The 25,370-nt window shown below is 60.7% G+C and carries 18 protein-coding genes; 6 read left to right on the forward strand and 12 right to left on the reverse strand.

From position 1 onward, the window contains the following. On the reverse strand, positions 1–676 hold a 676-nt coding region (locus AYJ54_RS02840), incomplete at its 3' end, for a GDP-L-fucose synthase family protein (RefSeq protein WP_063696336.1). Continuing rightward, positions 657–1,727 carry a GDP-mannose 4,6-dehydratase gene (gmd, locus tag AYJ54_RS02845; protein WP_063696361.1) on the reverse strand — a complete coding sequence of 357 codons (1,071 nt, stop codon included), beginning with the start codon at positions 1,725–1,727 and terminating at the stop codon, positions 657–659. The genes gmd and AYJ54_RS02840, both read right to left, overlap by 20 nt. A 594-nt stretch (positions 1,728–2,321) precedes the next feature. Here gmd and AYJ54_RS02850 point away from each other — a divergent pair. Further along, entirely contained in the window at positions 2,322–2,657 is a 336-nt protein-coding gene (locus AYJ54_RS02850; protein WP_063696362.1) for a hypothetical protein, read from the forward strand. A gap of 242 nt (positions 2,658–2,899) precedes the next feature. On the opposite strand, the gene AYJ54_RS46625 is transcribed toward AYJ54_RS02850, so the two are convergent. From AYJ54_RS46625 to AYJ54_RS02890, 8 genes are all read right to left on the reverse strand, one after another. Next, positions 2,900–3,154, reverse strand: coding sequence for a hypothetical protein (locus tag AYJ54_RS46625; RefSeq protein ID WP_245328854.1), 255 nt, complete (start codon positions 3,152–3,154; stop codon positions 2,900–2,902). Between the two features lie 843 nt (positions 3,155–3,997). Next, positions 3,998–8,977: an Ig-like domain-containing protein gene (locus AYJ54_RS02860; RefSeq protein ID WP_063696364.1), complete on the reverse strand. Its 4,980-nt coding sequence runs from the start codon at positions 8,975–8,977 to the stop codon at positions 3,998–4,000. A 345-nt stretch (positions 8,978–9,322) separates the two neighbouring features. Then, positions 9,323–11,101, reverse strand: coding sequence for an ABC transporter ATP-binding protein (locus AYJ54_RS02865; protein ID WP_245328855.1), 1,779 nt, complete (start codon positions 11,099–11,101; stop codon positions 9,323–9,325). A 29-nt stretch (positions 11,102–11,130) separates the two neighbouring features. After that, positions 11,131–12,147 carry a glycosyltransferase family 2 protein gene (locus tag AYJ54_RS02870; RefSeq protein WP_063696365.1) on the reverse strand — a complete coding sequence of 339 codons (1,017 nt, stop codon included), beginning with the start codon at positions 12,145–12,147 and terminating at the stop codon, positions 11,131–11,133. Further along, positions 12,144–15,083: a trifunctional glycosyltransferase/class I SAM-dependent methyltransferase/polysaccharide deacetylase gene (locus AYJ54_RS02875; protein WP_063696366.1), complete on the reverse strand. Its 2,940-nt coding sequence runs from the start codon at positions 15,081–15,083 to the stop codon at positions 12,144–12,146. The genes AYJ54_RS02870 and AYJ54_RS02875 overlap by 4 nt, the downstream gene beginning before the upstream one ends. Next, positions 15,080–15,328 carry a hypothetical protein gene (locus AYJ54_RS02880; protein ID WP_063696367.1) on the reverse strand — a complete coding sequence of 83 codons (249 nt, stop codon included), beginning with the start codon at positions 15,326–15,328 and terminating at the stop codon, positions 15,080–15,082. The genes AYJ54_RS02875 and AYJ54_RS02880 overlap by 4 nt, the downstream gene beginning before the upstream one ends. A gap of 12 nt (positions 15,329–15,340) precedes the next feature. Further along, the gene (gene galE, locus AYJ54_RS02885) at positions 15,341–16,324 is read right to left on the reverse strand and encodes a UDP-glucose 4-epimerase GalE (protein ID WP_063696368.1); all 984 of its coding nucleotides are present in this window, start codon (positions 16,322–16,324) and stop codon (positions 15,341–15,343) included. Positions 16,325–17,104: 780 nt separating this feature from the next. Further along, positions 17,105–17,428 carry a hypothetical protein gene (locus AYJ54_RS02890; protein ID WP_063696369.1) on the reverse strand — a complete coding sequence of 108 codons (324 nt, stop codon included), beginning with the start codon at positions 17,426–17,428 and terminating at the stop codon, positions 17,105–17,107. A gap of 557 nt (positions 17,429–17,985) precedes the next feature. Between AYJ54_RS02890 and AYJ54_RS02895 the strand changes: the two genes are divergently transcribed. The 5 genes from AYJ54_RS02895 to AYJ54_RS02915 all read left to right on the forward strand — a co-directional run bounded on the left by AYJ54_RS02895 (position 17,986) and on the right by AYJ54_RS02915 (position 23,534). Continuing rightward, positions 17,986–19,200, forward strand: a complete 1,215-nt coding sequence (locus AYJ54_RS02895) for a glycosyltransferase family 4 protein (RefSeq protein WP_063696370.1) — start codon at positions 17,986–17,988, stop codon at positions 19,198–19,200. After that, positions 19,200–20,192: an NAD-dependent epimerase/dehydratase family protein gene (locus AYJ54_RS02900; protein ID WP_245328856.1), complete on the forward strand. Its 993-nt coding sequence runs from the start codon at positions 19,200–19,202 to the stop codon at positions 20,190–20,192. Before AYJ54_RS02895 ends, AYJ54_RS02900 begins: the two co-directional genes overlap by 1 nt. 110 nt (positions 20,193–20,302) lie before the next feature. After that, positions 20,303–21,130: an FkbM family methyltransferase gene (locus AYJ54_RS02905; protein WP_063696371.1), complete on the forward strand. Its 828-nt coding sequence runs from the start codon at positions 20,303–20,305 to the stop codon at positions 21,128–21,130. 81 nt (positions 21,131–21,211) lie between these two features. Then, positions 21,212–22,192, forward strand: coding sequence for a glycosyltransferase family 2 protein (locus AYJ54_RS02910; RefSeq protein WP_063696372.1), 981 nt, complete (start codon positions 21,212–21,214; stop codon positions 22,190–22,192). Between the two features lie 31 nt (positions 22,193–22,223). Then, complete coding sequence (locus AYJ54_RS02915; protein WP_136623398.1) at positions 22,224–23,534, forward strand: family 16 glycosylhydrolase; 1,311 nt, start codon at positions 22,224–22,226, stop codon at positions 23,532–23,534. A gap of 32 nt (positions 23,535–23,566) precedes the next feature. Here the strand turns inward: AYJ54_RS02915 and AYJ54_RS02920 are convergent, their stop codons facing one another. Together AYJ54_RS02920 and AYJ54_RS02925 are read right to left on the reverse strand one after the other, a co-directional pair. Next, positions 23,567–24,448 carry a polysaccharide pyruvyl transferase family protein gene (locus AYJ54_RS02920; RefSeq protein WP_063696374.1) on the reverse strand — a complete coding sequence of 294 codons (882 nt, stop codon included), beginning with the start codon at positions 24,446–24,448 and terminating at the stop codon, positions 23,567–23,569. Then, complete coding sequence (locus tag AYJ54_RS02925) at positions 24,445–25,302, reverse strand: glycosyltransferase family 2 protein (RefSeq protein ID WP_082905451.1); 858 nt, start codon at positions 25,300–25,302, stop codon at positions 24,445–24,447. The genes AYJ54_RS02920 and AYJ54_RS02925 overlap by 4 nt, the downstream gene beginning before the upstream one ends. Positions 25,303–25,370 lie beyond the last annotated feature (68 nt).

Consider the following 25,370-nt stretch of genomic DNA (forward strand, 5'->3'; position numbering starts at 1 on the left):
GGTGCACGCAGGCATCGGCCATGTCGTCGACATAGAGGAATTCGCGGCGCGGCGTGCCGGTGCCCCAGACCGCGACGGTGTTCGCGTCCGCGATCTTCGCCTCGTGAAAGCGCCGGATCAGGGCGGCGACCACGTGGCTGTATTCGGGATGATAATTGTCGCCGGGGCCGTAGAGATTGGTCGGCATCACGCTGATGAAGTCACATCGATACTGGCTGCGATAGGCCTCCGCCATCTTGATGCCGGCGATCTTGGCAATGGCATAGGGCTCGTTGGTCGGCTCCAGCGGTCCGGTCAGCATGGAGTCCTCGCGCAGCGGCTGGCTGGCGAGCTTCGGATAGATGCAGGAAGAGCCCAGGAACATCAGCTTCTCGGCGCCGTTCAGATGCGCGGCGTGGATCACGTTGGCCGCGATCGCGATGTTGTCGTAGATGAACTCGGCGCGCAGCGTGTCGTTGGCGAGGATGCCGCCGACCTTGGCGGCGGCGAGGAAGATCACCTGCGGCCGCACCTTCGCGAACCAGTCGAACACCGCGGCCTGGTCGCAGAGATCGACCTCGCGCCGGTCCACGGTGACGAGCCTGACGTCCTCCCGCACAAGCGCACTGCCGACCATGCCGCGATGGCCGGCGACGTAGACGCTCTTGCCCGTCAGCTCAAACCGTACGTTTGCCATGGGCGGCTTCCTGTCGTGCCTCCGTCAGATCGCTTGCCACCATCTCCTCGACGAGCTCGGCAAAGGTCCGCTTCGGTGTCCAGCCGAGCGTGTCGCGGGCCTTGCTGGCATCGCCGATGAGGAGATCGACCTCGGTGGGACGGAAGTAGGTGGGATCGATCCGCACCACGGTCTTGCCGCTCCTGGCATCGATGCCGGTCTCATCCACGCCCTTGCCGCGCCATTCGATGCGGCGGCCGACTTGCGCGAACGAGAGCTCGACCATCTCGCGCACCGAGCGCGTCTCGCCGGTGGCGAGCACGAAGTCGTCGGGCTTGTCCGCCTGCAGGATCATGTGCATGCCCTCGACATAATCCTTGGCATGGCCCCAGTCGCGCTTGGCCTCGAGATTGCCGAGATAGAGCGTGTCCTCGAGCCCGACCTCGATGCGGGCGACGCCGCGGGTGATCTTGCGGGTGACGAAGGTCTCGCCGCGGATCGGGCTCTCGTGATTGAACAGGATGCCGTTGGAGGCGAACATGCCGTAGGCCTCGCGGTAGTTCACCGTGATCCAGTAGCCGTAGAGTTTCGCCACGCCGTACGGCGAGCGCGGATAGAACGGCGTGGTCTCCTTCTGCGGGATCTGCTGCACGAGGCCGTAGAGCTCGGAGGTCGAGGCCTGGTAGAACCGCGTCTCCTTCTCCATGCCGAGGATGCGGATCGCCTCCAACAGGCGCAGCACGCCGATGGCGTCGGCGTTGGCGGTGTATTCGGGGCTTTCGAAGCTGACCGCGACGTGGCTCTGGGCGGCGAGATTGTAGATCTCGGTCGGCCGGATCTGCTGCACCAGGCGGATCAGATTGGTCGAGTCGGTCATGTCGCCGTAATGCATCAGGAACGGCACGTTGCCGACATGCGGGTCCTGATACAGGTGATCGACGCGCGCGGTGTTGAACGACGACGAGCGCCGCTTGATGCCGTGCACGACATAGCCGAGCGACAGCAGATACTCGGCGAGATAGGCGCCGTCCTGGCCGGTCACGCCGGTGATCAGAGCGATCCGCTCACGCATGGCTTTGCGCCTTGTTCCCGGTAAAGAGGTCCAGCGGACGGAATAACCTCCGTTCGCGCTCCCTGACAAGGTCACAGCCAACGAGAAAGCGCGCGGACCGGGCCTTCCCGGACGAGACGCCTGTCGCCCGATATCGGGATCACCGCGGTGGTACTTTCGATACCATTCGACGAAGCGGCCGAGGCCGTCCGCCAAAGGCGTCGATGCCGCGAAGCCGACCCCGGGGCGGCGCTTGAGGGTTTCGAGGCGCGCGCTTCAGCGCCGGATCGTAATACGGCGTGAACCCATCGATGCCAACGACCTGCTCGCCGTGCGACAATAGCCGTTCACAAACCTGCATTCCGATGAAGCCGGCTGCACGGACAAGGATGGAGCCGAACAGACCGCATGGCCCCGGCTTACGGCTTCGCGCAGAAAAATGCACTCCAACGTGGCCGCAGTCCGCAGGATGAAGTTAGTAATCGGCTTAGAATGTATTAAGAAACTGCCCCGCTGTCCGCCGAGCGAAGCCGCCCGGCGTACCAATCGACTAGCCGGCTCAACCAGAAAGTGATATCTTTCTAGCAGTTCTATGGTGGAAATGCGGCGACGCCCGTGGTCCAGGAAGTCGCAAATGCCAAATGCAAGGAGGAACGGATCTTGGTCTTGCTGATCATAGCAAGCGGCGTAGCCGGTCTTTTTTTGGGACGTTTTCTTCGCGCATACGCGCTTATTCCAGCGACAACTCTGATTATGGTTCCAGCATGGTATCTGGGCCTTGAGCATGGTTTCGCCCGTGGCGTGATGGCATTCGTCATCAGCGCGGTCGTAATGCAGCTCCTTTTTTGCGCCAGCCTGGTGGCCTACCTGGTCATCGAAAACCTCTCGTTGATCGACAGTGTGCAGTCGGAAGCATCCCCACCGCTGCCTGAAACACGAGCCGCATTCTAGCCAAATCGTTGGCCGCGATAGCCGGGGATTTCGTCGCATAGCAGTAGCCTGCATTGCGACTTTCCTCAATTCGCATCAGCTCTACGCCTGTTGACGAGCGTGTGCGCTGCGGATGATCCACGGTTCCCGCGCACTTTTAACCGTTTCGTAGACAGCAGCCCAGATCAGGAACCGGCCGGGACTTTTGGGCCAGACAATTGGCTTGTCTGTTAGAGCCGGTTCCTCGGGTCACGCTGGTCAGATCACTTGGGCTCATTGTCCACCTTGCCGCCATTCGCGACGCACTTGTTGTAATACGCGCGCTGATCACTTCCCGATCCCTTGGCGCTTCCCGCTGCCGGATTTCCGGGCTCGCGTGGAGGAAATTGCTTGGCAGTAAGAGCACTGCATTTTCTGGCGAGTTCCGCGGTAATTGCCGACGCCCGATCCGGCAACAAGCCAAACAGCGTGCAGATAAGCGCAAGCAGAACGCACCTAGATTTCCAGTTGGCGAACATGACACCCTTCCGTGCTTGAACCGCTTGATCGACGCGCCATCTTTCTGCGTCAATGTTCCGATGATCTTAGCGGATATTGATCCGGACGAAAGGCCATGTTCCGGGTCCGCAAGTCGATCCCATCCCGATTCATGCAGTCAGCGGCGCAGCAAAATCGATGAGTTCGAGCGAACTGGTGCCGAGCGATCACGACCGCGTTGAAGCGGTCTCCAACGAGGTCCAGTTCGCGCTCGTCATCGCCCGCATGATCGGCACGGTCGCGCACAGCCCGGAGCATCTGCGCCCGGCCGTCTTCGATCTTCGCGTTACGAGCTGCAGGAACAGTTCACCTCTGCGGATGCGCCGGACGTCAAGCGGACGCAGCAGGCGGTCGAAGCCCCATTCGCGGCGTCGAGGAATCTTCAAGGCAGCAGATCCAGCGCGCACCGCCGCAGGTCGAAGCCGGGGAAACCAATTGAGATGAACAGACTTGTCATTTGACTGCCTCGAGTTCGGCAGATGGAGGCCTCCGATGCTAACGCTCAGACTCCTGCTGATTACTCCGCTCGTTGTGGCGACGCCAGCGCTCGCGCAAGGCACGCAGCAACATCAGGGTGTTCAGAACCGCTCCCACAATGTCACGACGGGTTCGCGCAGTCCCGTAGCAACCCGGCCGAGCAACAATCCCTTCAAGGATCCCATCGGCCAGGGTGTGCCTCCGGCTGTATCGGTCAACCCCAACCTGAACAGCAACCGGACCAATCGGTGAAAGAGACGCCGCCGCTTTTCGTCATTGCATTCGCGGCGGCGTGCAGCTGAGCAGCTTTCTACCGGGGTCTATGGCGGCAGGTGCGATTCCGGGCACTATTGGTGAAGTATGAAGTTGTAAAACTCCGCAAGATGAGCATCCGCCGGTTTCGCAAAGTGGAGCTCGGGATGGTCGGTCGCCGGCAAGGCTGTTTGGAGGCTGTCGGGCAGCGGTACTGCCGGACCCACCTGGTGATTGAAGGTCTCAAGGCCTGGATGGGCTGCGCCTGCCGATGAATTGGCGTGATCGAAGGCAAAGCCGTCGCCGGCCAGCCACACGGCCATCGGAGCCAGTGCAGCTGGCATCGGTTGCGGCGTTAGAACCGAGTTGAAATCAAATCCATCCTTGGGAGGATCGATGACCAGCGTGCCGCCGCTTCCGTCGCTGGAAAGATTGAACGTCGAGTGGGTGTAATCGCCAACCAGCGACAGATGCGCCGCGTGGTTTTGGGCATCGACCACGGTCAGCACGCCTCCGGACGTGTCTCCCGAATAGGAGGCCGACGTTCCGGACCCGAAGGCAATATCCTTCAGGTCGATCTGGTTCGAGTTGGACGCGGTTCCGTCGCCGCTCAGATGGATCAGCTTTCCCGTGAACTGGGATGAATGATCGAGCACCAGCGTTCCAGTTGCAGCATTGAAGGTGATCGACCCGGAAACGGCGCCGGTCAATTCGAGCTTGGCCCCGGCCTCGATCGTAACTGACTGGCTCATATTGCCCAAGGCCAGGACGACTTTTCCCGAAATATCGAGGACGGTGGATGGTGTGTTGATCACGCCGTCGCCATTGAGGTCCTGGTGGAAGACGGTCTCGATCGACTTGAGTGACGCGTCGGCTCCGGAGACGCTGTTCAGAATCTTGGACGTGAAGTTGCCGTTGCTGTCGGTGCTCCAAACGGAGTACTGGCCGGTGATCGAATCCTTCCAGGCTACGTCATAGCCTCCTGACGTCGCTTCCGCGCCGATTGGCGACCAGGTCCCGAACTGTCCAGCAACGACGGCGGCACCAGCGTACTTCAACGACGGTCCCTGGCTGCCACCAATCGGGTCGAGCAAGTAGATATTGCCGAGTTTATCCAGACTGGTCGCGCCGGACGCTTCGATCGATGTCGCCGTTGATGTCGTGTTTGATGTGGTCGAGGTGACCGGTGGCACGCCGATCACACCATCGCCATTCAAGTCCTGGTGGAAAGCAGTTTCGATCGATTCAAATGACGAACTTGTTGCCGACGCGTTGTTCAGTATCTTGGACCCAAAGTTGCCGTTGCTGTCGGTGGCCCAAACCGAATAATTACCGGTAACGGAATCTTTCCAGGCCACGTCATAGCCGCTTGAGGTCGCTTCCGCGGCCACGGGCGACCATGTTCCAAACTGCCCCGCCGTGACCGCCACGCCGCCATACTTCAGCAGGACCGCGGCGTCGGCATTCGACATGTAAAAGCTGGTTCCAACCTTGGTGAAGGACGTCGTGCCGATCGCCTCAACGGTGGTGCCGATCACCGCCGCGAGGACATTGGAGGACGCGCTTTGATTGCCAGCCACGTCCGTCGCGGTCGCGGAGAGCTTATGCGGACCTGCGGCAAGTGCGGCGGTATTGATGCTCCACGTACCGTTGGATGCCGCGACCACGGTGCCCAGCAGGACTGATCCGTCGTACAATTTGACGGTGCTTGCGGCTTCTGCTGCGCCGGAAGCGGTGATGGTGCTCCCGGATGCAAGCGTGGCCGAGATGAAATTGGGTGCCGTCGGCGGCTGCGTGTCGACTGTCACGTTCAACGCCGCCGATGCGGCGCTGAGATTTCCGACGGCATCAGCGGCCCTGGCGGCGAAGACGTGGCCGCCGTCGGCCAGCTTTGCCGTCGCAAACGACCAGGCGCCCGCTGCGTCGGCGATCGCGGTTCCGATCAAGGTTGCCTGGTCGAAAATTTCCACGGTGACGCCGGACTGGGCGCTTCCGGCCAGGGTCAGGTGATTTGCCGCGGTGACGCCCGATGCGGTCACACTGCTGCCGGCTGCGAATGAAACCGTCGGCGCCGCCAGCCCCGTCATGGTCATCGGCGTATTCCAGTCCGTGACGAACGCAAAGTCCGAGGAGGTCAGCTGGGTGACGCCGACGAGGTTGAGCGTATCCGAGCCTCTCGCGTAGTGGACGGTCCACACGTCACCAACGCGTGTCAGGTAGGCAGAGGCGTCATAGCCCTTCAGCAACAGCTTGTCGTGCTCGGAGCTGGTGGTGGTCAGAACGTGGAAGTCGGCGATCGTGACGTTGCCGCTGCCCGGGGTGTAGACGAACGTGTCGTTCCCCGCGCCTCCGGAGATCCAGTCGTTGCCGCCGCCGCCGTTGAGGACGTCGTCGCCGCTCGAGCCCACGATGCGGTTCGCGAGCTGGTTGCCGGTGCCGGTGAGCCCGCCCATCATCAGGGTCAGGTTTTCGACGTTGTCTGGCAGTGTATAGGAGGTCCATGCTTCGACACTGTCGATGCCGCCGCCAGGATTCTCAACGATTTTCTGGTTCGCGTTGTTGACGACGTAGGTGTCGTCGCCCGTCCATCCGACCATCGTGTCGTCGGTGTTATATGGCGTAATCTTGTCGTTCGCCGAGGTGCCGTACACCATGTGGCTGCTGGCGCTTCCGTTGATCCAGGATGTGATCAGGCCGCCGACCGGCAGCGAACCGGGAAGCTGGAAATCGTCGCTGGTAAAGGACGAGATCGTCGTGTTGCGGAAAACAAGGGTGTCCTGGTGCGTCAACGCCAGATAGACGTCGTTCCCGACCTGAGTCATCGCCGCCTGGATGTCGCTGAACGAGGTGAAGGCAAAGCCGTTGAGCTGAACGACATCGTGCCCCGCCGCCGAACCTGGTGTGAAATCGGTGATGATGTCCGAACCGTCGCCGGCATTGATGACGAAGGTGTCCGCGCCGCCGCCGCCGGTCAGGATGTCGTTGCCGAGCCCGCCGGTGATGATGTTGGCAGCATCATTGCCGATGATGATGTTGGACTGCGAGTTGCCCGTGGCATTGATCGCGGCTGAGCCCGTGAGCGTCAGGTTCTCGACATAGTCGGGAAGCTTGTAGGTGACCGATGACATTATCGTGTCGATGCCGCCGCCATAGCCTTCTGCGACCTTGGCGTTTGGATCGGAGACAATATAGGTGTCGTCGCCAGCGCCGCCGCTCAGGGTGTCGGCGCCCCCTGCTCCGTCGATCAGATCGTTGCCGGACGTGCCGGTCAGAGTGTCGGCGCTCGCGGTTCCGGTGATCGTGTTGGTCGGCGTTCCGCTGGCGAGCAGCGTAAAATTCGCAAGCGTGTATTCCGGCAATTGATACGCGGTAATCGAATCGATCGTCACCGTCGCGGTCGCATTGGGGGCGGCATTGCCGGCCCAGCTCCCGCCCACGGCAAGGTTGGAGATCATGTACATCGCCGTATTCATGTCCGAGGGTGTGGCCACCTGCCCCACCTCCGCGCCATCCACGAAATAGGTCAGCGTGTACGGCGTCCATTCCACTGCGAACGTGTGCTGGCCGGCCGTCAGGTTGGCGGTATTCGCCCAATATCCCTGGTCAGGTGTGGTCGAAGATCGGAAACCCCAATGAGATTGGTCAGGATGCGTGCCGAGGGCTTCGAGCACGTCGAGCTCCGTTGCGAGACCGTGCGTGTTGGTGGGCAGCATCCAGAAAGCAGGCCACGCGCCGGGCGTGCCGGACAGCGTGGCCGTCATCTGAAAATAGCCGTAGGTCTGGGCGAAGCCGTTCTGCGTCGAGATCATGCCCGACGAAAACTGGTGGTTGCCGACATAAGCCGCGTCGCTCGCAGGCAGCGGCTGCGCGGTGATGACGAGATGGCCGTCCTGGATCGAGAACGGATTGAGGCCGAGCGGCGCCGAGGCCTGGCTTCCCGGTAGTCCCGAAAAGCTCGGGTCGACGTAGACTTGCTGCTCTCCCGCGAGCGAGTAACTCGTCGCGCCGCTCCAGGCATAGCTTGTTCGCCACGTCAGATGCGGGTCCTGGCCCGCGGAGAGCGTGTTGAAATCGTCGTTGAAGGTCTGCACCATGTCGGTGCGCGGCGTGACGATATTGACGTTGGCCGCGGTGAAATCCCCGACCTTGGTATTGTTGAGCCTGATGTTTTCGCCGCTGCTGAGCGTAAGGACGGTATCGGTGCCGACCTGCTTCATGGCGGCGGTGACGTCGGAAAGCGTGTGGAAACCGGTGCGGTTGAGCTGCAAGATGTCGCCGCCGGCGCCGGTTGTGAATCCGCTGATGATGTCGTTGCCGTTACCTACAGCGATGACAAAGGTGTCGATGCCGCCGCCGCCGTTGAGCACATCATTGCCCTTGCCGCCATCGATGATGTTGTTGCCGGAGTTGCCGATGATGATGTTGTCGAGATCGTTGCCGGTCGCAGGCGACGCGTCGCTGCCGCCCAATACCAGGTTTTCGACATTGGGCGCATTGACGAGGCTGTAGCCGTCGACCATCCCATCATAGATGGTATCGATGCCCTGCCCGGCCTGTTCGACAACCTTGGTGTTGTGGTCGAACATGAAGTAGCTATCGTCCCCGGCGCCGCCGATGAGGGTGACGCCGGTTCCAAACGCCTGCAGCGAGTCGTTCATCGCGCTGCCGGTCAGCGTGCCGCCAGCCTGCACCGTTAGCGCCGCCGTGTTGGGCGAAGCGCTACCCTGAAGCGGATTGTCGAGCACGACATTGGACGCGACGAGTGAGGAGAGCGCGACGTTCTGCAACGTCAGAGTTTCGGTGCTCGACAGGGTGACGACCGTATCGGCCCCCACCTGCCTGGCAGCCGCAACGAAGGTTGCGAAGGTTGCAAAGCCGTAGTTCTGGACACGCAGGACGTCACCACCGGCGCCGGCCTGAAAGTCGCTGATGGTGTCGGAGCCGTAGCCCTTCGAAATCGCGAAGATGTCGCTGCCGGCTCCGCCGGTGAGAAGGTCGTTTCCAGTGCCTCCGAAGAGAATATCTGATCCGGAAGTTCCGACGATAACGCTCGCGTAGGTTTGGTTTGTTGCCATGATGGATTACGTGCTCCTTGTTGGAGCCACAACCACCACGAATGAGTTCAAGCTGGTTTACGAACTTCGAAAAAAATTGAAGCATGGGGAAGAAAGCGTGCTGCCCATTCAAGGATGTTCCTGAATGCGCGCGTTCACATGCAATGAGTTGCGATCGGGTTCCTCTAAGGGAACAGCATCTGCAACAAACGCAAAGGGCGTCGAAACTGACTTGCCGTTCGCGCCCGACTCCGCAGCCGAGCCTTCAGCTCTTGGTCTAATCCCGTAATACTACGGGCGAGGACATGATCGCGCTTGTCGACGCGCGCAGCCGCGGAACTTTCGAGGTCCCCGCAACGACAAAGTTCAGTGTCCTGCGCGGACGGCTCCCAGGCGAAGGTTCCGGGAAAAAAGGCTGCTGGAGTCCGCCAGCAACTTCGCCGGGGGCCCCTCCGCGCTAACCCGGCCGGCCTCAAGGCACACCGCGTGGTCTGCGTCGAGCACAGACTCCAGGCGGTGGGTAATGAGCAGCAAGGTCCGGCCTTTGAGCTGCCGCTGGATGGCGTGCTTGATGCTCTCTTCCAGCGAGCGATCGAGAGCGCTCATGGCCTCGTCAAGGATCAGGAACTCCGGATTGCGGACAATCGCGCGAGCAAGTCCAAGACGCTGGCGCTGTCCGCCCGAAAAGCGCGTGCCGTGCTGCCCGATCCAGGTGTTGTACTTGTCGGGTAACGCCTCGACCATTTCCGAAATGCCCGCGACGCGCAGCGCGTGCAAGATCTCCTCCTCCGAGGCATCGTTCTTGGACATGCGCACATTGTCCATCACGGTGCCTTCGACAAGGTCGACGTCCTGGCCGGCAATCGCAAGCAGGCCAAGCCAGTCGGTTCGGCGGAGATCATTGACGGGACGACCGTCAACCCTGATGCATCCCTCGGCCGCCGAATAGAGCCCAAGCAGGAGGTTCACGATCGTGGTCTTGCCCGTCCCGCTCGCGCCGACGAGGGCGGTGATCTTGCCGGCTGGAATGTCAAAGGAGACATCGCGAAGTGCGGGATCGGATCCCGCGTCGTAGCGGAAGGTCACGTTGCGGAACGAGATCTTGTCGCTCAGCCTGTTGATCGCGAGATGTCCCGGCTTCGGATATTCCTTGTCGTCCTTCGCCAGCATCAGACGGATGGAACGCAGCTGCGGCTCGATTTGCGCCAGGTACAACAGGCTTCCCTCCAGCTCGCGCATATGCGGCTGCAATCGATAGAGCAAGGCGACCGCCGTAAGGCTGGTCGCGAACCCGATTCCCCACATGTCGGCGGAAGCGACAATGAGGCCGAGCACCACCAGATATCCAACTTCTGTAAGCGGAGAAACCAGGGCAGCAAGCCGCGCGAGTCCCAGTGCAAGCCGGCGCGCCTCCGCTGACGCGCCCTCGAAGCGTTCCTGATGAACCTTCTCCAGACCATACGCACGGATTGTGCGCATGCCCTGAAGGGTCATCAGCATATGCTCTCCCAGTTTCTGATGGACCAGCTTCACGCCGCCGCCGAGCTCTTGTACGGGCCTGGAAAGCTGACGCAGCCCGGCAAATACGACCATCGACGCAACGATGGCCATAACCGTGATTTTCACCGAGAGCGCAAGGAGAAATGAGACGAAGAGAACAACCGAACAGGAGCTGACGATGATGCGGGTAAGGCTGCTGTAAGCCCCGGAGATCAACCAAGTCTCGGTCCCCAGGACCTCCATGAGGTGGGCCTCGTCATGCCGCTGAAAGAACGAATATGAGGTCGACAGATATTGCAGATGGACGCGGTTGCGCGCGACTTCATTGATCTGCTCGCCAACATGCGCGCTGATCAGCGTATTGGCGATAGCGAGGGCGCCACGCACAATGATGAGAAGAAGCACCACCAGAGCGGTTTCAGTCGAGTTATGAAACCAGTTGGTCGCATGCCCGAGCGCATCGCCCAAAATGCCGCTCGCCGACGTCGCGAGCTCGACCTGACCCATGGCGAGATAGAAGAACAGCAGCACGAGCGTGATCCCGACCGTTTCCGCCAGCGACGAGGCCAGGCCGAGGACGATCAGCACGGGCGTTGCCCAGCGCGGCAACGGAGCCACCTTGAAGAGCCGCCACAGTTCGGCCAATGCCGCGCGCCGCGCTGCTCGCGGCCCCTTCATATTGCCAGCGTTTTCTGACATTGAGTTTGACCAGGATCGCCGATCAGGAACGACGGCGGCGGCCGTCGCAGTTCTCTGTGTCGCAAACCGCGGGACATCCACCACGCTGCCGAGGCAATATCCCGCGGTAGGGCAAGCGCGACGACCTTGACGGCCAACAAGGGATTCCGCCGGCCTAACAGCACGAGGACCGATGCAAAGGACCGCAATCGGCCGCCGATCAGCGCCCGTCGAAGCAGCCACCGCGCATAGTTACTGATTCCCCGGTCCAGTAAGGCAACGCGATCGGGATGGCGAGCCGCCATCTCGTCCGCAACCAGCATCCAGGAGCGGAACATCCGCGTCATGTTGCTGGACATATTGTTCGGCAGGTCGCGGTAGCCGATCTCATATTCAGGAACCACCGCGAAGTGATACGATTCCGCGACGCGGCAGTAAAACAGCAGGTCTTCACAGCCCTGGGCGCCCGACGCCCGAAGCCCACTCTCGAATCCGCGTGCAGCGATCAGCGCTTCCCTGCGGACCATTGCTGCACTTCCGTTGCCGATGAAATTGTCCTGGAACAGATAGTCCAGCACCTCGCCTGCATGAAGGACCGGATGCGATTTGCCGCTCACGCGGCTTTTCGAATCAATCCAGGCGTACCAGCTATAGACGAGGCCCGTCTTCTCCCCTCCGTCAATTATGGCCTGGAGCTGTCGCTCGATCTTGCCCGGCGCCCACAGATCATCGGCGTCGATAAACGCGATGAATTCCGCACGCGCCGCCCGCCATCCGACGTTGCGTGCGGCTGCCACGCCTGCGTTGTCCTGCCGTATGATCCTGATACGAGGATCGCGCTCTGCATGCTCCTCCGCGACGGCAAGCGTGTCGTCGGTGGAGCCGTCGTCCACCACGATGATCTCGAGCCGTTCGTGTGACTGGGATCTGACGCTGCGAAGCGTTTCGTCGATCGTCGCCTCGGCATTGAACGCGGGAATGACCACACTGACCAGAGAGGTGGCGGTACTCATTGATACTGCTCCAAGCGGTGCACAAATGCTTCCAGATTACGGTCGCCTCTGACTTCGATACGCGGAAGGTCGAGCAAATCGTCCTGCAACTCTGCGGCCCGGTCGGCCGTATTGAATACAGCCTTGTAGCCGCACTCCGCCGCGAGAATCCTAAGCCGTTGATCGGTGCATCCAAATGGAGCCGCAAGCGACGTCGTCGGGCGCTCCAGCCAGGTCTCGAGCTGGATGCGGGACCGCAGCAATTCTTCGGCAAGTTCCGAGCTTGAAAGCCGATCGCTCCGGGGATGGCGCGCCAGGTGGCTACCAAACATTGCGCCTTCGCCGGCCAGCGCGACAATCCTGTCCACATCCATCAGCCGCGCAGGCGTTCCGAACGATTGATCCCACTCCGCGCGCCCGCCAACCAGATCCGTGACGATGAACACCTCCGCGCTCAGATCATTGGCTTTCAGGATCGGCCACGCCTGTTCGGCAAAATCCTCATATCCGTCGTCGAAGGTGATCAGCAGCGGCCTGCCCTCGAACGGATAGTCGTTGGCGACAAACCACGCCAGCTGCTCCGAGTTGATGGTGTGGTAGCCGTTCCTTCGCAACCACAACATCTGCTCCGCAAAGGTATCCGGATTAACGCGATAGCGCGCAAGACCTTCCGGCCCATCAGTTGCAATTCGATGGTACATCAAGACCGGAACGAGCGGGCGCCTTTCCGATTTCCGGACTTCCGATCGCCGCGTGACGGCGCCGTTCGGCACGACAAATCGCGCGACATCCCTTTCAATCGTCGCGCCTATTCGCGCCATCGCCACCCGCGGACCCGGCGCGACCTCGCCAGGCTTCAGGCGCCTGTAGCGATCGACGCGATAGAGGGAGGTCTGTATCGATGCCTCAAGCGCAAGATCGGGCAGCTGCGCCATCACCCGCGCAATTGTCTCGGCCCCGTACGGATTCTCCCAGTCGAACCCGGTTCGGGACATATCGTCCTTCAAGACAAAACTGTGCGCCGTGATGAGATGACCGCCGGGACGCAAGGCCCGCGCAATCCTTTGCGCGACACTCACCAATTCGGCTTCGTCCTCCAGGTAGTAAAGCACCTCGGAGCAGCAGATGAGATCCATCTCATCGGGCAGACGTTCGGTCGACAGATCAAGCTTGAGAAACTCCACATTGCCAATTCCGTCGCACCGCAGGCGAGCCCGATCGAGCGCTGTTGCTGAGATATCGGATGCCAAGAGGTGCCCGACCTTCGTGGCCAGCTGCCGGCTGAAATGCCCTTCCGCGCATGCCAGCTCGATGGCGCGTTCCGGCCGCTCTGGCGGCAACAATTCCAGTTGCCGCCGGTATTTCTCCTGCTCATAGGGCGAGCCGTAGTTCCAGGGGTCCTCTTTTTGAAAGAACCTTTCCCAGAACAACTCGCGTCCAATGTCCCGAGGGCCTTCTTCAACGGCGCGGCTCTCTGTGCTGACCGACATCGACGAGCTTGGAGCGCGCCGTGACCTGGCATCGCTCGAGAAACGGTCCTGCAGCACCTGCAGGCGATGCTGGTGACTATCCGGATTGCTGCGCGCAAGCGATCGAATACGTCTTATCAACTTGACAGGCCAGGTCTGATGTTGAAGTCGCCAGCGCTTGCGCACTCGAATCCGCAAATGGGCAAGGTGCTCGTCAACAAGCTTCATCCAGAAATCTGAATCTATCGGACCGAGGAGCCCGACATCGAGCAAAGCCAGAACATTCGATCCATCGCAAAGATACACGTAAAGTCGGTCTATGCGACCGGGCAGGTTGAGCGCCGGGAGTTTCCGAAGATCGACGCGGAGACCGAGTGTTAGAGAAAGTTCGCGCGGAGCCGAAAGGTCATCGTAGTCGAGCAACATGCGCTCGAATCGATACTGGACCTTTCGGGCTGCTGCCGTATCGTTCCAGGCTTGCCCGACTGCGGTGATCAGTTCAGTCACATACGGGCCAAACTGCGCCCAGCGACCAGCCAATCCCGCCGGGGTCGTTCGAGCGCCAACGACGATCGCGTCCAGTAGGCAAGAGGCCATCTGATCCGCGGTTGTCTCGGATTGCGGTATGTCGGCAAGAACTTCTGTCGAGAGACGGCTCCTCTGCCCGCGGGCACAATTTATGCCGCAGCACCAAAGTGCGAAGTAGGCAAGTGCTGCTGCCTGCGATCTGCCGCGAACGGCAGATGCTCCGCCTTGATGCTCCGGCGCCGGATATTCCATCCGTTCGTCGGCGGAGAATCCACGCGCAATAACGACATTCCCATCAACCAGCATTTGCTGGACATCTCCGGATAGGGAATGCTCGCTTGACCAATAGTAGCTCAGCAGCTCGTTGACATGGATCCAGCTACCGCCGGTTCGCGCGATCCGCTGCCACAGATCCCATTCCTCGCAGGTACGTAGATTGACATCAAAGCCGCCAACTCCCAGTACCGCGCTTCTCTTGACAAGGACACTGTGGACAGCGACGGGACAACTGCGTGCGAAGGCTTCAAATGGATTGATCGCAACGGCTGCATTGCCATAGCGAGGCGTCTGGCCGCCATCCGGCATCACGCGACAATGATCGCAGCAAGCAGCGATCGCGGAGGGGTTACCATCCAACGCCGCGTTCATTTTGGAGAGAAATTGCTCGTCGAGCCAGTCGTCACTATCGAGGAACAGAAGCCGTTCCCCGCTTGCGCTGGAAAGGCCGACATTGCGGGCCGTCGAGACGCCTCGCCCATCGGATTTAAGCGTAATGAACCGGGCGTCCCGCGCCGCATAGCCAGCGACGATGGCCGGCGTCGCATCGACGGAGCCGTCATCAACAATCAGTGCTTCCCATTTCGGGTCGGCTTGAGCCAGCAGGCTATCAAGGGTCCGCGCAATGGTCTGCTCCGCATTGCGGGCAGCGATTACGATCGAGGTGAGTGAACCGGCCGTCATTTGCGCTTCCGCTCACCGTGATAGAGGCGAAAGCCCGACGCACAGCCCGTGATCTCCCCCTCAAGAAAGCGGTTAGCAACGCGCCCGCGACCGATCAGCACGCGGCCGATTGGACGATCGCGGTAACAAAACACGGTCATGCCCTCGCGCAATCCTGCTCCGGCAATGTCCGCAGGCGACATCCCCGCGACGCGCGTGACACCCTCGCCTAACGGCAGGTCCGCGATGGAAGCGTGCGTGGCCATCTCGTTGCCCCGTCAAACGGGCGGATGACGGTCGCGCCACTCGAGCGCGGTCTTGATGATAAAGTCGATACCGGAATGCTGCGGCTGCCAGCCGAGTTCTCGCTCGGCCTTCGCAAACGAGGCAACGAGCTTGGCGGGATCGCCCGCACGGCGCGGGCCGCGGCGCACGACCGGCTTACACCTGGCGACACGCTCCACGGCCTCGATCAATTCGTGCACGCTGGTGCCGACGCCGGTACCCAGATTGAACACATGCGTGCCACCCCGCTCGAGCAGCATTTCGCCTGCAAGCAGGTGGGCTCGCGCCAGATCATTGACGTGGATGTAGTCTCTGATCGCGCTGCCATCAGGCGTCGGAAAATCCGTGCCCAGAATTGTAAATGGCTGATCCGCTCGGCGCGCGGCCTCGATCGCGAGGGGTATGGCGTGGCTCTCAGGCTCGTGTCGCTCGCCAATTTCACCCTCCGGATCGGCACCGGCAGCGTTGAAATAGCGCAAGGATACCGAACCGATGCCATAAGCCCTGCCAAAGTCCTCCAGCATCCGCTCGATAATCATCTTCGACCAGCCGTAGGGATTAATCGGCGCCTGCGGATGCCTTTCATCGATGGGGATGTGCTGGGGCACGCCATAACTAGCGCACGTGCTCGAAAACAGGATATGGCGGCATCCTGCCGCGCGCATGCCATTCAGCAGCGCAAGCGTGCCGGCGGTGTTGTTCTCGTAGTATATCGCAGGGTTTTCAACCGACTCGCCGACGTAGGCGAAAGCCGCGAAATGTGCGACGAGATCTGGCTCGTACTTTTCCAGCGTCCCGCGTACCGCGATTGGATCGCGAACATCACCTTCCACCAGGGGGCCCCAACGCACGGCGTCGCGCCAGCCGCGCGAGAGATTGTCGAGCGTCACCACATTCCAGCCGGCCCTGGCGAACGTCTTGCAGCAGTGGGAGCCCACATATCCCGCACCGCCGGTAACCAATACCGTCCTGGTCATGCTGTCTCTCCGGGCCGATTGCGGCTTGGCACACTTGCAAATCGTTCACGCAACTGCGCGGCCGGCGAACAAGAGAGGTTTTCGCGCGCGCACATCATGGCGGGCCCGCCTGCGAAAGCCGGAAGCGCACTGCACTTTTGATTTGCCCCCGAGATTCGATCGCCCAGCTCCTGTTCACGCGCAAACTTGTTCAAAGTCGCCGTCGGCGATCGCGGACGGGATACCTGCGTATCGATTCAAAATGCGGCTTCTTCACGATTGAGCAACAAGCGCGCGCACTACAATGCGAAGCGACAACTCCGGTTCCAATCTCCGCACGTGACCAGCGAAGAGCTATCCCCTCGCGGCGCTGCTCGGCTTTGCAGCCACCGTACGAGCAACCGGCATATCGCTTCGGCGCGCATCCCTGAGAGTCCGATGCAAAGTCCGGGAACGCCGCTGGCTCGTTAGCGGACGAACCCGCGTTTGCGATCCGGATTCGCCTGGATCAGCTCGCCTGGAACCTGGGCTCGTTGCCCGGTACGGGCGCAACATTCAGGCAGCAAAGACTCCCACACCCGAACCGGTTGCGATATCAACCAGCACAACTGCGTCAGCAAATGCACCCGGACAAGCATGGCGATGCCTACGTCTGAGGCAGATCCGGCTGCGAGTTTCGTCAAGATGCAACGATGTGCAGACCCCGCGCGACTCGTCCATGAACAGTCGATCGAGACGATGACGCTCGCATTGCAGAACATCGTTATTAAAAGCGCGGCCTATCGACCCGCCTGGGTCGGTTCACGGCCTGTCCTGCGCAAGCTCGTCGGTGGGATAAAAGCGCGCCTTATGCGCCTCGGACAAAACTTCTCCAGCCGCCGATTTGACCTGCGCAGTCCATTGGTACACGCCAGGCTTGCACGGAGCGAAGGTTCGGAATGTTCCCGCCGGCAAAACGCCATCCTCCGGGATCGGCAGTTCCTGTCCCCCCATTTCCCTGACGCCTTGAGTTAGCGTCAGCAACAGCATTCTAGCGCCGGCGGGGATGTTGCGAAGATGAAACTCCGGATTTGGAAACAGTGTCACGCACCCCTGGGCCCCACGCCAGGAAAAATCCAGCGTCATCGGATCTGCAAAGGCTGAATGACACCCTGCCAGCCATCCGGCCAACGCGACAGCAATGAACCTAGATGACATAGGGACCCCAAAAATCGGATCTGCTCCAAGGGCACACTTGCCCGCGCGATCAGACCATTGAAGCACAGGTAACGGGCAAGCCTGGACACGCGGTACCAACGTTCCTTCGCGTAGGCACTGCCTATGTGGCCGCTTTGAGGCAAAGAGCATATCTCGACGACATTTGAGCACATCGTGTGGTGGCGCTCGTCACTTCCGCCACTTGGCACCGAAATTGAATTCACACCGACACAAGATTTTCTTACTCGTCGAATAGAAGCCGCCATCATGCCTCACTCCGCTGCTGTCCAATATTCGAGCAGAGTGCCTTCAAAACACATGGCCCGCAGGCACATCAAACCGCGCGGCGATCAACAAGGTTCGAAATTGAGGATAACGCAAACCGACGACAGACAACTCCGATCCATCTACGCATGGCTGGCGACCTCGCGTCCCGGGCATTGCCATGACAGTCATCTTTCGATTCCCGGGTTGGTGGCGCGGTCATGAAGATTTTCGTCCACGACTACGCTGGCCATCCGTTCCAGGTCGATCTCAGCCGTGAACTGGCGGTCCGGGGACATGAAGTCAGCCACGCGTACTTTCATGGCGACCTTGGCCCGAAGGGCAAGCTCGAGAGATCGTCCGCCGATCCCGATAGCCTGTCTTTTTCCGGCGTCAAGCTATCGCGCCCCTACGACAAGGCGTCCTTCGTGCGACGCAGATTCGACGACGTCGCCTACGGAAAGGCGGTTGCGAAACTGGTGCACTCGGACAAGCCGGACATCGTCATCTCCGGCAATACGCCGACAGAGGCGCAATCGGCCATCGTCAACGCGTGCAAGCAGACCGGCTCGAAGTTCGTGTTCTGGGTCCAGGATTTCTATAGCGTTGCCGTATCGCAGCTGTTGCGCAAGAAGCTGGGCCCCCCCGGTGCCATGATCGGGGCCTATTACAGGTTTCTAGAGCGACGACAGTTTCAGAGCTCTGATGCGATCGTCGTCATCACGAACGCCTTCTCGCCGCTTGCAAGCAAGTGGACCGGCACGAAAGACAACGTCTTCGTGATCGAGAACTGGGGTGCACTGAACGATATCGCCCCTCACCCGAAAGACAACGAGTGGGCACGCCGTCACGGGCTGCACAACTCGTTCAACTTTCTCTATTCGGGCACGCTTGGACTGAAGCACAATCCCGACCTGCTGGTACAGCTCGCCAAGGCGGTGAAGGGACGCGCAAATGTCGTGACCGTCAGCCAGGGCGTTGGCGTCGCGCATCTCGAGCAGGCCAAGGCCGAGCTCGCGCTGGACAATCTCGTCCTGTTGCCGCTGCAGCCGTTTGCAGATCTTCCCATGGTGCTCGCCACCTCCGATGTCGCCGTTGCGACGATCGAACCGGAAGCGGGAATATTCTCGGTGCCCTCGAAGGTGCAATCCTATTTCTGCGCCGGGCGTCCGGTGCTGCTTGCCGCGCCCAAGGAAAATCTCTCTTCCGATCTGATTCGCCGCAATGGCGCCGGATTGGTCGTTGATCCCGCCGATCAGGCGGCCTTCCTGAAGGCTGCCCTGCGGCTTCTCGACGACGAAGCCTTGAGAGCAAGTGCAGCCGCCAAAGCGAGATCATTTGCGCTCGAAAACTACGACATCAAATTGGTAACCGACCGATTTGAATCGGTGTTTGACTATGCAATCGGTTCGAAAACTGCGGAAAGGAACATCTAATGGCGACGAAGAACATGCCCACAGCTCTTGTCTGCGGCGCGGGTGGTTTCATTGGCGGTCACCTGGTCAAGCGACTGAAGCGTGAAGGCTTCTGGGTGCGTGGCGTCGACCTAAAATTTCCGCCATTCGCGGACACCGAGGCCGATGATTTTGTGGTTGGCGATCTTCGTGACCAGAATTTCTGCAAACAGATCACAGACCGGAAGTTCGACGAGGTGTATCAGCTCGCTGCCGACATGGGCGGCGCCGGCTACATCTTTACTGGCGAGCATGATGCCGACGTGATGCACAATTCGGCGACCATCAATCTCAACATGCTCGACGCCTGCCAGAAGCGCAACGTGCGCGGCATGTTCTATTCGTCGTCGGCCTGCATGTATCCGGAGCATAACCAGAAGGATCCCGACAATCCGAACTGCGCGGAAGATTCGGCCTATCCGGCGGCGCCCGACAGCGAATACGGCTGGGAGAAGCTGTTTTCGGAGCGACTATATCTCGCCTACAACCGCAACTATGGAATGCGAAACCGCGTCGCGCGCTACCATAACATCTTCGGCCCCGAGGGCACCTGGGAAGGCGGCAAGGAGAAGGCGCCCGCAGCGGTGTGCCGCAAGGTTGCGCAGGCCTCCAATCATGGAGAGGTCGAAATTTGGGGTGACGGCACCCAGACGCGCTCGTTCCTTTATATCGATGAGTGCCTGGAAGGCACCATCCGCCTGACACGTTCGGACTTTGAAGGTCCGGTCAACGTCGGATCGGAGGAGATGGTCACGATCAACCAGCTTGTCGATATCGTAGCCGACATCGCCGGCAAGAAGTTGAACAAGAAGCACATCCCCGGGCCGCTCGGCGTGCGCGGCCGCAACTCGGACAACCGGCTGATCGGCCAGAAGCTTGGCTGGAAGCCGTCCGCAACACTCCGCTCCGGTCTCGAGAAGACCTATGAGTGGATTGAACGGCAGGTTCGCAGCAATACCAGGGCGGCCGCCTGACGGGCGGCCCAACCCGCCAGCAGATACAGGAGAACGTTCGCGCTGCAGACCAGACGATGGCGCCACGATCATTTGGAAGACTCGACAGTGTAGTTCGTAGGAGCTTCGCAATGATTGCAGACTTGATCTACGACGTGGGCCTGCACAAGGGTGAGGATGCGGCCTTTTATCTCAAGAAAGGGTTCAAGGTTCTTGGGATCGAAGCCAACCCGGAACTCGTGCGACACTGCCAGGGGCGATTTCACACCGAAGTCGCGAGCGGGCAGTTGCGGATCATCGAGGGAGCCATTGCACCGGAGTCCGAAGGACCCACGATTACTTTCTACAAGAGTTCGGACTCCGTCCTGGGCACCATCAACAAGGACAGGGCTGCGCGAACCGAGAAACTGGGCCACAGGAGCGAACGCATCGTGCTGCCGCGCATCGACGTCGTCGATATCTACCGCTCCTGTGGCGTGCCCTATTTTCTCAAGATCGACGTCGAGGGAGCCGATCAGCTGGTGTTGGAGGGACTGAAGCAGCAACCCAACCGCCCTCAATACATCTCCGTCGAGTCCGACAAGGTCGACTTTGGTGAGATTAAAGCCCAGCTCGGCCTGCTGCGCGAGCTTGGCTACCGGAAATTCAAGGCCGTGCAGCAGCAGCGAATTCCGGGATCGCGGGTTGAGACCAAGGCGCTTGACGGCGCCAAGGTCGCGCATGTCTTCGAAGCCGGCGCCTCAGGTCCGTTTGGCGAGGATCTCGGCGGGCCGTGGCTGGACTTTGATGGCATCATCGATCGATATCGATCGATATTCCGGGACTATCGGTATTTCGGCGACGACTCCCTCCTGGCCAGATTTCCTGTTTTGGCTTTGCCGTTCAAGGCGGTCTATAAGCTCTGCACGGGTCAACGCGGCTCGCTGCCCGGATGGTACGATACCCATGCCAGCCTGTAGACCGCACTCCCGGCCGGCATTGCAGCCACGTGGGGAACACGGGCTGTCATTCTCTCCGCCTCGTGAATGCGCAGGACCCTGATGGTGGATGCTGATCCGACCAGAGAGATCGAGATATCGATCGTCATCTGCACGCGCAATCGTGCGAGCCGCCTGTCAGGAACACTCGGCGCGCTACGGGCATTGCGCACCAATCACCGCTACGAAGTGATCTGGGTGGACAACGCATCGACCGACGATACGGCGGCCGTGCTGCAGCGTGCATTAGCCAGCGACACGGTCTCAAGATATGTCGTCGGCGAGCGGATAGGACTGGGCGCGGCCCGAAATCTTGGCTGGGAAAGCGCGCGCGGCAAGATCGTCGCCTTCACCGATGACGACTGCTATCCGTCGCCAGACTATGTTGATGCCATACTCGCTGCGTTTGCCGATCATCCCGGCGCGGGCGTGATCGGAGGCCGCATTTTGCTGCACAATCCGAACCACGCCAGGATCACGATCGAGGAAAGCGAAGCACCGCGCATCTATCCGAAACGGACCTTTGTCCGGGCCGGGACGCTGCAAGGCGCAAACCTCGCCTTTCGGCGCGAGGCGCTGCAGGCCATCGGCGGCATCGATTCCGAGCTCGGCGCGGGCACGCGCTTTCCCTGCGAGGACATTGATGCGGTGACAGCGGTGTTGTGGGCGGGATTCGACGCCTGCTTCGACCCCCGTCCGACCGTGCAGCACGACCATGGTCGCGTCGAAGCGGACGTGCCGGCATTGCTCAATTCCTATGATCGCGGCCGCGGCAGTTTTTATGCCAAATACATCCTGCGGCCCGATACCCGCACGACCTTCATCCTGCGCTGGCTCAGCTCGACCTGGCGGCGGCGCGACTGGCAAGGACTTCGCACACTCCGGACCGAGTTGCGCACGGCGGGCCAATACGCCATCGCCAAGCGCAGATTTGGCGCGCTTGCCCTCGCCGTCCCTGTGGGCCTTGTCGCGCTGGCGCTTCAATTTGTCGTGTCCTTCGGCTTCTCGTCCGGGCGTCGCCTCTGGGAAGCAAAGGGCCGGTGAAGCGGAGATGATGCGCGCAACGCGAAGGACATTGCTCAAGGGCTCGGTCGGACTCGCATTGACGACCATCGGCCCGCTGACGGTCTTGGACACGCCGGCTGCGGCGGACGGTGCGTTGTCATTCGGCGACGCCACCATCGCCGTCGTGGATACGACGGTCGGACCAGCAGAGCTCTGGGCGGAAGTGCCCGTCAAGCTCAACGCGCCGACCACCTGCACGCTTGTGCTGGAATATGAAACGCGTGACGGGACCGGAACGATTGGGGTTTTGCCAGGCGAGACGACGAAGGACGCCGATTTCTTCGTTGCCCGCGGCTTCCTCATCTTTCAGCCCGGCGAGCAGGTCAAAGTGGTGAAGATCCGCCTAGTGCGGCCGCTTGAGGCGGGCAAGTCAATCATCTTCCAGATATCGGATTTCGGACATCCGCTTTTCGGCTTTGCGCGCGCCAGTGGAGAGGTAAGACTAGGCGACCTGCCTTCGGTCGCGGCCCCCCATGTCAGTGACAATGTCCCGCTGCCGCCACTTCCTTCGCACGGCTCGGTGATCTTCTCCGATCGCCTGCTCGATCGCAATTTCGCGAACGACGAGGGGTATGTCGCTGGCGGCAATCCATGCTGGCAAAGCCGTCTTGCGAGCGGGCGCCGCCAGGATGGCAACAAGGAATTGGGCTACTACGCCGACCCGTCGCTCAATCCGGAAACAACAGTGTGGGGAATAGATCCACCAACGGGCTGCCGCTTCATTCAGGCCGAATACCACCAAGATGGGCTGTCGGATGGGCAAGGAGGCAAACTGGTGCCGGGGTGGCGGAAGGAAACGCCGTTCAGGTTTTCCTCTGCGATCGTAACATCGCGTACCCTGTTCAACCGCATTACGCTCAACACCTACGTCGAGTTCAATGTCAGGCTGATGAAAGTTAGAGGCAGCTGGCCGGGGCTGTGGCTGCTACCCGTCAGCCCCGGCTGGCCACCAGAGATCGACCTCCTCGAGACCTACATCACCGGGGCGCCGCAGTATCGGGAAGACGTCATATTCTCCAGCATTCACTGGAAAGGCGAAAAGGGACCTGACGCCCGCGGCGCGGCGATGCCGCTTGGCCTGATTGAAGAAGGCGTCGATCTTTTTTCCCGGTTCAACCGCTTCGGCTGCTTCATCGGCGAGCAGCAGATCGTCTACTACCTCAACGACAGGCCCTATTGCGCCATGCCGAACCGGGTCGGCGCCGGGCCATGGTACATGCTGATGGACGTTGCCGTCGGCGGCCCGGCGGGCGAGCCGAACGGTCCTGGCGGCTTCCCCGCCAGAATGTATATCGCCGGCGTAAAGGTCATCCAGTTCTGAACGCTCTTAGAACGAGACGCGGCGCGTCTCGCTCAACGATGAAAATCCCGGCGGATCCGGTCGGCGGCGTCCTCGAGCTTCGACACGGCCTTTGCGAGGGCAACATCTGAGCTGAGCACGGGCTCCATTTCGCTAAGCCGCCGCAATCCGCGCGCGGCGATATAAGGCAGCGCGTTGTTGGCCGCTCCGACGGCCAGTTGAACCAGCCTGTTCTTGCTGGACATCCAGTTGCCATCCCTGCCCGTCTTCGAGACCCAGAGGTCGTGCAACGTCGCGGGAAAGGTGGCGTAGGGTCTCAGGTCGATCATCAGAGCGCCGGCCCAATCCGACCATTTGAATCGATGCGACCGGTGGAACGGAAGAACCGGCACCCACGGCACCCGCAGCGCATCCGCCACGATGGCTCCATGCATCGCTTCGGTAATGACAGTGTTCGAAGCCTGGATCATTTCAAGGACGCGATCGACCGGCCAACGCGGATCGATCAGTTCGACATTGGCCAGTTCACATGCCTTGGGCCAGTCGCCGTTCAATAAGCTCTGCCAATGCGGGATGTAGCTGAACTTGAAACGTTTCGGGACTTCATCCCTCATGTGGCGATTGACCAACACGGCCGCATCGGCCGCGACCAGGCGTTCGTCGAGTCCCAACGCTTGCGCAGTCAGCGGTCCTCGCACGCAATAGAACTTCCAACGGTCGTCGAGTCGAGGAGCCGCAGTGTATTGACCAAATCCCGACCCAAAGACCACTTTCAGGGCCTGATGCGGATGATGGTCGAACAGGACCGAGCCAATCGCCAGAAACAGGGTCAGATCGTCTTCATCAAAGAAGCGCGGAAAAACCTTCGGCATCAGCACATTGTTCAGGTCGTCACCAAAGTTCGGCGCTATGCTCCGATAGTAGTAGAGTTTCATGATCGCGCCTGACGCAGCATGGTCGAGTAATATTGCATGGCTCCTCCGAACAGGGGCCCAACGGCGGCACCCTTCCTGATCTGTCTGCGGATGTCCCGCGCGATCTCCACGATCGTCGTGGGAGCATGCGCCGTCAGAAGGTGCTTGGCGTAGACGGCGCCGGCGCCGATGTCGTAGTAATGCCCGCGCACGAATGCCTCGTCGTCAAAACGACCATGATCGTGAGCCACGCTTGGCTGCGGGAAATATCCGCCCGTCCAGCCAGCATATGACGACCTGACGGCAACTTCCCATTCCTCGCCGGCGAACGGCGTACCGGCCCCGAACCGGGCATCGAACATGCCGGCATCGATCAAACACTGGCGCCTGAACGCCATGTTGGACCCTTGGATAAACCCTCGCTGGACAAAGGTGGACGACGTCAGAATCTGTATCGTGGTACTGGTGTTGCAACCGAGCGGTGACTGCAGTGCATCGTACGGCAGGATTCTTCCAGAACCAAAGCCCAGCCTCGGATCTTGCGCGAATACAGTCTTCCACGCGGACGCAAAATCCCTGTCCGGATAACAATCGTCGTCGATGAACAGGATCACTCCGCCGGAGGACGCCATGATCCCGGTGTTTCGGCCCGCCGAATTGCCCGGCCTGGTCTCCTGGATGGCACGCCACAGATTTGGGTTGGCCCGGCAGAACTCCTGCATGGCCGCGAAGGTGCCGTCGGTCGAGCCGTTGTCGACCAGCACAACCTCAATGGCGGCAGCGCCGTCCATCGAGCGAATATGATCCAGGCATTTGCCGACGGTCCTCATTCCATTTCGAGAGCATAGGACCAACGTTAGTGCAACTTCGTGCATTTCTACTTGCTCGGGCCTTAGTCAGGTTCGAGAACAGAGGAACATAAGACGAGATAGACGTCGGGTAC

The sequence above is a fragment of the Bradyrhizobium centrolobii genome (assembly GCF_001641635.1).
GTDB lineage: Bacteria > Pseudomonadota > Alphaproteobacteria > Rhizobiales > Xanthobacteraceae > Bradyrhizobium > Bradyrhizobium centrolobii.

Bases quoted from the DNA above. Each gene is read 5' to 3' on its own strand.
- AYJ54_RS02890 (WP_063696369.1), bottom strand. From the start codon at position 17,428: ATGACGCTGGATTTTTCCTGGCGTGGGGCCCAGGGGTGCGTGACACTG.
- AYJ54_RS46625 (WP_245328854.1), bottom strand. From the start codon at position 3,154: ATGTTCGCCAACTGGAAATCTAGGTGCGTTCTGCTTGCGCTTATCTGC.
- AYJ54_RS02910 (WP_063696372.1), top strand. From the start codon at position 21,212: ATGGTGGATGCTGATCCGACCAGAGAGATCGAGATATCGATCGTCATC.
- AYJ54_RS02905 (WP_063696371.1), top strand. From the start codon at position 20,303: ATGATTGCAGACTTGATCTACGACGTGGGCCTGCACAAGGGTGAGGAT.
- AYJ54_RS02925 (WP_082905451.1), bottom strand. From the start codon at position 25,302: ATGCACGAAGTTGCACTAACGTTGGTCCTATGCTCTCGAAATGGAATG.
- AYJ54_RS02900 (WP_245328856.1), top strand. From the start codon at position 19,200: ATGGCGACGAAGAACATGCCCACAGCTCTTGTCTGCGGCGCGGGTGGT.
- AYJ54_RS02920 (WP_063696374.1), bottom strand. From the start codon at position 24,448: ATGAAACTCTACTACTATCGGAGCATAGCGCCGAACTTTGGTGACGAC.
- AYJ54_RS02895 (WP_063696370.1), top strand. From the start codon at position 17,986: ATGAAGATTTTCGTCCACGACTACGCTGGCCATCCGTTCCAGGTCGAT.
- AYJ54_RS02880 (WP_063696367.1), bottom strand. From the start codon at position 15,328: ATGGCCACGCACGCTTCCATCGCGGACCTGCCGTTAGGCGAGGGTGTC.
- AYJ54_RS02875 (WP_063696366.1), bottom strand. From the start codon at position 15,083: ATGACGGCCGGTTCACTCACCTCGATCGTAATCGCTGCCCGCAATGCG.
- AYJ54_RS02870 (WP_063696365.1), bottom strand. From the start codon at position 12,147: ATGAGTACCGCCACCTCTCTGGTCAGTGTGGTCATTCCCGCGTTCAAT.
- gmd (WP_063696361.1), bottom strand. From the start codon at position 1,727: ATGCGTGAGCGGATCGCTCTGATCACCGGCGTGACCGGCCAGGACGGC.
- AYJ54_RS02860 (WP_063696364.1), bottom strand. From the start codon at position 8,977: ATGGCAACAAACCAAACCTACGCGAGCGTTATCGTCGGAACTTCCGGA.
- galE (WP_063696368.1), bottom strand. From the start codon at position 16,324: ATGACCAGGACGGTATTGGTTACCGGCGGTGCGGGATATGTGGGCTCC.